This is a genomic window from Oscillibacter sp. CU971 (assembly GCF_905219725.1).
Taxonomy (GTDB): Bacteria; Bacillota; Clostridia; order Oscillospirales; family Oscillospiraceae; genus Oscillibacter.
The window spans coordinates 1-7,053 of sequence record NZ_CAJMXG010000157.1 but is presented as its reverse complement, the minus strand read 5'-3'; the positions used below and the strand labels follow the sequence as shown (position 1 = coordinate 7,053).

General features: G+C 51.9%; 8 protein-coding genes. 1 reads left to right on the top strand and 7 read right to left on the bottom strand.

What is annotated here, in order from left to right; translation table 11 throughout:
• The 7 genes from mobQ to JX325_RS10900 form a co-directional block, all read right to left on the bottom strand.
• Positions 1–1,455: MobQ family relaxase (gene mobQ / locus JX325_RS10930; RefSeq protein ID WP_204791158.1), on the bottom strand; the 1,455-nt coding region annotated here is incomplete at its 3' end.
• A 304-nt stretch (positions 1,456–1,759) separates the two neighbouring features.
• Complete coding sequence (locus tag JX325_RS10925) at positions 1,760–1,957, bottom strand: DUF3847 domain-containing protein (protein ID WP_120486744.1); 198 nt, start codon at positions 1,955–1,957, stop codon at positions 1,760–1,762.
• A gap of 205 nt (positions 1,958–2,162) precedes the next feature.
• Complete coding sequence (locus JX325_RS10920) at positions 2,163–2,555, bottom strand: hypothetical protein (protein ID WP_204791157.1); 393 nt, start codon at positions 2,553–2,555, stop codon at positions 2,163–2,165.
• Positions 2,552–3,481 carry a ParM/StbA family protein gene (locus JX325_RS10915; RefSeq protein WP_204791156.1) on the bottom strand — a complete coding sequence of 310 codons (930 nt, stop codon included), beginning with the start codon at positions 3,479–3,481 and terminating at the stop codon, positions 2,552–2,554. Before JX325_RS10915 ends, JX325_RS10920 begins: the two co-directional genes overlap by 4 nt.
• 278 nt (positions 3,482–3,759) lie before the next feature.
• Complete coding sequence (locus JX325_RS10910; protein ID WP_204791155.1) at positions 3,760–4,143, bottom strand: hypothetical protein; 384 nt, start codon at positions 4,141–4,143, stop codon at positions 3,760–3,762.
• A 67-nt stretch (positions 4,144–4,210) separates the two neighbouring features.
• Positions 4,211–6,094 carry a recombinase family protein gene (locus tag JX325_RS10905; protein WP_204791154.1) on the bottom strand — a complete coding sequence of 628 codons (1,884 nt, stop codon included), beginning with the start codon at positions 6,092–6,094 and terminating at the stop codon, positions 4,211–4,213.
• Positions 6,091–6,297 (bottom strand): transposon-encoded TnpW family protein, encoded by a 207-nt coding sequence (locus JX325_RS10900; protein ID WP_204791153.1) that lies wholly within the window; start codon positions 6,295–6,297, stop codon positions 6,091–6,093. The genes JX325_RS10905 and JX325_RS10900 overlap by 4 nt, the downstream gene beginning before the upstream one ends.
• A gap of 334 nt (positions 6,298–6,631) precedes the next feature.
• Here JX325_RS10900 and JX325_RS10895 point away from each other — a divergent pair.
• On the top strand, positions 6,632–7,053 hold a 422-nt coding region (locus JX325_RS10895; protein WP_204791152.1), incomplete at its 3' end, for a helix-turn-helix transcriptional regulator.

Genomic DNA, 7,053 nt, shown 5'->3' with positions numbered 1-7,053 from the left:
TAGGGCCTCCATATCTACCGCCTGCTGTTGCAGCTCGGTATACTGTGCCAGTGCCGCCTCCAGTTCACTGGTGTACTTTATCTTCTGCTGGTCCAGCTTGCCCAAAGAGTTTTCCATAGATGTAATGCGCTGCTTAACCCCCGCTATACCATGATCGTCTGCACGATTAAGCTGATTGAGCAACAAAGCCTTCTCACTTTTTAATTCCTCAATATCTTCTGTCAGACCAGCGATTTTCTGCGCCAATTCCCGATGCCGGAACACCTGAATTGCCGGGGTATTTTTCTTTTCGTCCAGCAAAACCCGGTGCTCTTTAATCTTGGCCTTGAGTTGCTTAACAACATCCTCATACCGCTTGATGTCTGGCTGAACAGCATGGAGCGTATCGGTAATTTGCCTTTTTCCAACTCCAATATGCAATAGTTGATATCGGAAAACGATCATCTTTTGCCGAACGGTTTCCATCGCCTCTGCTATTGCCGGAACGGTGTTCCTCACTGCGTCCATCAGTTTCTTAACCAGCGATTTCAACTCTCGCAGCAGGGCGTTGTCTGCTTTAATCTGCCGATTCAGTTCACAGCGGTCAGAAATGATCCCCTTCTGTTCCAACGCACGAGCGGCTACACCCTCATGAATGGTAGGCTGTTCATCCAGCCCACGCTCTGCGTGGCTACGATGATCGACACGATCTTGTCTCCCGGCTCGCTCAAGAAATCGGTTGGTCATATCGGCCCATGCCGCCCGCCAGAGGGCAAGCTGATCCTCGCTGTTCCAACGGGCAGAGATAGGATTTTGCCTACCATATTTCGTGCTCTTGGGATACTTGGAGATGCGCTCATAACCTTGCGCTTCTGCCTGGGAGGGCGACATATACACCTTCTTTCTGCCAACTTTGTACTGATACTGCTTCTCCCAGCCCTCGAACTGCGCTGACTTGAACTCTGCCGCAGTAAAGCCCCGCTCCACTCCATCGCGGACGCACAGATATTCCTTCTCCGTTTTGTGCTGCCATTTGCCATCTTTGGTCAGAGGCCGCACGGTCAGCATGATATGAGCGTGTGGATTGTGACCATCGGTATCATGGATGCACACATCGGCGCACATCCCCCCTGCCACAAAATTGGTCTGGATAAAATTTGTCAGCAGGGCAATCCACTCGTCCCTACCCAGCTCAATCGGCAGCGCCACCACGAACTCACGGGCCAGTCGGCTGTCTTTCGTTTTCTCCGCTTCTTCTACGGCGTTCCAGAGGACTTCCCGATTTGCCCACTCCGCTGGCGCCATATCCGGCAGAAAAACCTGCTGCCAGACAAGTCCTTGTTTCCGGGTGTAGTCATGCTGTATCCCATCATAGTCATTGTAAATGCGGGAACAGCTCATATAGGCCGCTGCCGCGACAGCGGAACGCCCCGTCCCCCGGCAGATAATCTTTGCCTCTAAATGATAAATTGCCAGTTTTTATTACCTCCGTCCTTCGTCTCCCGTCCCTCGTCCTACGTCCCCCGTAACATCGAAAAGCTGCCAGTGGCAGGTTTTCGATGGCGTATGGAGCAGGGCGGCGCACTGGCCTGCTCCATACGCACCGGGAATGACGTCGGTCATTCCCGGCAGGCCCCCGCAGGGGCCGCATCCGCCTCGGAGAGCGCACGACTGCCGCAGGCAGTACCACCGCCCGCGCAGCGGGTGGTGAGTAAGTGCGCCCTTCGGGCCGGGAAAAGCGGAGCGCCCCGGCGAACCGGGACGCTCCTGCTTTGCGTACTCAATTTGTAAGTTCGTGAAGATATGCTTCCAAATCGTTCAAGCTCATGCTCACCGTCTGCGGCAGAGCCTTCTCTAAAACAGCCCCCTCCTGGATTAACCGCCGTGTCCGGGCTTTGCGCTGCTTCACACGGTCACGGGCCTGGGCTTCTTCCAAACGGTGTCGGGCCTGGATCAGTTTCTTTTCATTATCCGTCATAGTAACTCCTTCCCGGCCTTAACTGGCCTGTTAGCACTGGAAACGCCTGATTTTGACACCAAAATTCTGCAAGTTGGTATCATAAAGGGCAAAAAACAGCACCAGATACAAATTCCCTGTGTAAATACAAGAAATTTGGTATCTGGTGCTTATATTTTTGGTGTTAATTCAATTCGTTATGGCATCAAAATGGCCCGCTGTGGTATCAAAAACTGTCCACGAAATCCAATGCTGTATCGTCCGATTCCTGCTGGTCCTCTTGGGTTGCGTTCTCAGTAGAGGCCGGTTGCGGTGGGATATTCTGCAACAGGTTGAGCAGCGTAGCCGCTGAACTGACAGGAGCGGCGTGATCGAACCCGGCCCGGATGGTTTCCAGCACCCGCTGGAGGAAAGCGTCCTCCTTCTCACGGGTTTCCAGATACGGGTCAGAGAACAGCCGCCCCCGGCGCTCAAAATAGTCGTTGACTGCGGCAATCACCGCCCTGCTGTAAGAGCGGTGCTGTCTCTTGTCTCTCTGCTGAAGGTACTCCCAGGCCGTCCGATCCGACTCTTTCTCCAGATTGAACCGAATATTGGTACTGACGATTTGTCCACTCATACCGTGCCGCCCTTCCTGGCGCGGAGATGGGCCAGATATTCATACCCCTTGGCGGTGGCGCAGATGTCCTCGTTGATGACAACCTGGCCAGCGTCAAACTCTCCGAAATTTTTAATCAGACAGCCACCGCCGCCAACCACATACAACTTCATCAGTTCCGGGTCATACTCATGTTCGCGCAGGCGGCGGAAGATACCGGCTACATACTCCCTGGCAGTTGACTGGATGGCAGTTAGATACCGCTCGCTGATCTCCGCAGTCCCGTATCGCAGCACACGGTCAATCACCGTTTCGTCAGCGGCAGAACCGTAGAGCTTCAGCAGATTCTCCCTGACAGCCAGCATACATTGGTGTGTCCCATATTTCTCGGTGAAGCACTTTTTCTCCTGGGGACGGCGGTCATTGATATACATGACGTTCATCGTGCCGTTGCCGATGTCGGCCAGCATATTCACCCCTCGGAAGTCTCGCAGATGGTCAGCAGCGGCGGCAAAACCCTGGGGGAAAATGTCGGCCCCAACAAAGTCAACATGATACTCCGCACCCCGGAAATGAAAGTCTACGCTGTCCTTTTGCAGCAAATACTGCTTAAAAGCGTCCTTCTGCTCACTGACCCAGGTGAGGGGCAGGCCCGCCGCCAGATGGACACGGGCTGAAATCTGTTTGCGGATGTTCAGCTCCCGCCCAATAGCAGCGAGAGTCAGAATGTAGTAGTCACTGTCAGCCATCTTGTCGGCAGTGAATTCCTTGTGTTCCTCTCCGATTAGATAATAGCGTCCCTCATAGACCAGCAGATTGCTCTTGAAGGTCGGTTCCTTGTCGAAGGAGGCCACGCCGGTTTTGAAACAGCAGTTGGCAGTCTTGATGTTGCCATAGCCGTGGTCGATGCCGATGATGATCGGCGTATTGTGATTCAAAATGTTCATAAAATTCCTTTCTGCTGTATAACAGCAAAGGGCGGTCCGCAGACCGCCCAACCTAAAACATTTCTTCTTGTAACCATTTCCGTTACGGATATGTAAAGTGGGAAAAGTTCCTATTTTAGATATCCGCAACGCTATGCGGAGTTAATTTGTTACAGATAAATCAAGTGGTCAAAGTTACCACTTGATTTATCTGTAACGCGGCTGCATCTGCGTTACGAATAATCGTAGGGGAATTTATTTCCACTATGTCCAACCGTAACACCTTAAATCGTGTTCCGTTACGATTCGAGCAAGTGGTCATCATGACCACTTGTTTTATCCGTAACACTCTGACGATACGCCCGCTGGCGGCAGGCATTGCTACAATAGAGCGCGTCTGACCGCTTGGGCGTGAATGTGTTCCCGCACACTTTGCAGACCTGAGTACGGGGCGGCTGCGCCAAACGCCGCTGTATCAACTGCTTTTTATAGCCGGTATTGCCGCATTTCTTGTAATAGCAATATTTTTTGGACCAGATTCGCGTATAGAAAACACACCCGCATCCCTCGCAAATAATCTTACGGACGGGGTCGCTTTTCCCATAGGGTCTGCCAGCCATCTTGCGCTCGTAGCAATTCTTCAAAACATCCTGGTGCTGGTACTCCCAATCGCAGTTCCACATGGACTTTCAACCTCCTTCGTGATGGAAAAGAGCGGTCCACAGCATTGCGGACCGCTCCGATACAAATTCATGATACTTTTGACTTCGCTCCTCTCGCCATGCGGCGGTAATCCTTCTGCCTGCAAGCAGGACAGCAGTATTTCGCGTTTGGCCGCAGAGCGGAGAAGGTTTTGGCACAGGTCGCGCAGGTCCGCTCAAAAGGAGGGCTGAGATTCTCTCCGGCCTTCAAACGGCGGTATCTCTCCCGGCTTCGGATACGCTCCTTCTGCAATCGCTCCTGCTCCGCGATCTCCTCCGGAGTAGGTTCCGGCATGGGGGCATCAAATTTACCGATGAATTTCAGATAGATGTCCACCTCCTGCATCCGGTCACCCGTGGACTTGTCCGGAGCATGAACAACAATCTTCTCAACAAACTCGTTAATCATCGGCGTAGTCAGCTCTGAGAAATTGGTGTACTTCCTTGCAAGGTCAAGAAAATGTTCTACATTGGCGGTGTCCTGTTCAAAGCTGCCTAACGCAGATTCACCTTCCGCGATGGACTGCCGGAGCGTTGCCTGCTCCTGTTCGTATCCGGCGAGAAGGGTGTCAAAGCGTTCCTCTCCAATGCGGCCCACCGCATAGGATTCATATAGCTTCTTGATGATGGTATCCAGTTCGTCAAAGCGCCGCTTATCCTTGTTCAGCTTACGCTTCAAATCCTTCGCCGCTTGCGCCTGCTGAATCTCGGACGCTGCCCGGACCTTTTGAATGAACTCAGCCTCATTGGAGATAGCGTAGGTGCTAGTGACCTTGATGGTTTCCAAAANCAATGCCCGCAGAGCTTTTGTTGAGATGTGGTGATTGCTGCAAACAGCCGTCCTTCTTTGCCCTGCGAGTTTATACGAGGAACATTCATAGGCGTCCGATGGATACGGCTTTGTCTCACTGCCCCGTGTCCGCTGGTTATACATCTTTGCCCCGCAGTCCGCACAGAATACCAGCCCGGTCAAGGGATTCGCCTCGCCCAGCGTATCAATACGGCGTGGAGTTCCCCGCAGTTTCTGAACAAGTTCCCAGGTGCCCTTGTCCACGATAGCCTCATGGGTATCCTCGAAAATCAGCCAGTCCTCTGGGGCATGAAAAATTGGCTGCTTATCCTTATAGGATTCTTTGTGGGAACGAAAGTTGACCGTATGGCCCATGTACTCAGGTTTAGACAGTATCCGTCCCACAATGAAGTCGCTCCAGGCATAGGGACGGTCGATGTTTTCCTTGCTTTTCCAGGGGCCACGTCCCTGCCTTGCCAGATAAGCCGCTGGGGACTCTATCTTATCCCGGTACAGAATGTTGGCAATATCGCTCAGACCGTGTCCCTCAATGGCCAACTGGTAGATGCGCCGCACAACTGCCGCCGCTTCCTCGTCAACCAGCCAGTGATACTTGTCGTTGGGGTCTTTTTTATAGCCATAAATAGCCTGATTGGTGGTCGGCTTGCCGGATTCACCTTTGACCCTGATGGCAGTGCGTTGCTTCCGGCTTAAATCGCGCAGATACCACTCGGACATGATATTGACAAAGGGGGCAAACTCGCCAGAGCTGGGATCGTTGCTGTCAATGCTGTTCCCGATGGCAACAAAGTGGATACCATAGCGTTTGAAAACGACCTCCGTGTAAAAGCCCGTCTGGAGATAATCTCTCCCCACCCGGCTGAGGTCCTTGACCAGAAGATGTTCTACCTTCCCGGCCTCAATGTCGGTAATCAACCGTTTCCATGCGGGACGGTCAAAATTGCCGCCGGACCATCCGTCATCCGTGTAATGGACGATATTACCGTAACCACGGTCAGCGGCATAGCCCTCCAGGTATCGTTTTTGATTGATGATCGAATTGCTGTCCCCTAAAGATTCATCGTCACGGCTGAGGCGTTCATATAACGCTGTGATTTTCGTCTCCGTCTGTCTGGCGCTCATGATGCGCTCCTTTCAGACTGACGGTTCATTTGTGGCACGTCTATCATACCACAATCTGCCGGTGATGCCAATCCTTCGCGCCGGATTAGCTGTAAAATTTTGTCCTCCATGGTTTCGCTGCCGTCCTCTTTTGTAAAAATATTCACTTTGAAAACTGTGCTTCCGATTCGCCGGGTCATGGTAGCGCTGGTATTTTTCGTCATTGTACCTCTCTTTCCTTGTTTGTAGGGGGATTTCCCGCCGGTGGTCCGTTGTCCCTATTCAATTGTTGACGCGGAAACGCCGCCCCGACAACTTGGGACGGCGTTTCCGCAAAACCTGCTATAACATCCGATTCTCCTTTCCGCATTGATTTGAGGCGTTTTACCCTCTGATACCAATATACGGAGAAAATGGTGCAGACCGAAAAAATATGGCATTATTGCAAGTTGAGGCCGTTTCAGTGGTGAAAATTGCAAAAATGCAAGATACAAAATTCGACTTAACTTTTGTAGGGAAATGTAGTATACTCGGAAATAATTGGGGAGGATGTCGAATATGGAGCAGGCATATTTGCCGGGAACTGTCCGGCAGAGGATACAGGAGCTTATCAAGGAGCGGAAAATCACTCAGGCTGAACTCGCTGCGGAAATTGGAATGGCAGAAAGCTCTCTCAGCCGATTCCTGAGTGAGAAAACAGATAAAATTGGGGACGAGTACATCATCAAAATTGCGGACTTTCTGGGGGTGTCCACCGACTTCATTTTGGGGCAGACGGATTTCCCGGAGCGCCGTAACTATGATATTGAGGAATTGGGGCTGTCCTACAAGGCGGCGATGGCGTTGTATACCAGAGAAGTGGACACCGATGTTGTCAACCGTATTTTGGAGAATCCACAATTCCCGGAGATTACACGAATGATCTCTCGCTATTTCAAGGATGCGATTGCGGAAGGCCTTGCTGTCCAAAACGCCATGTG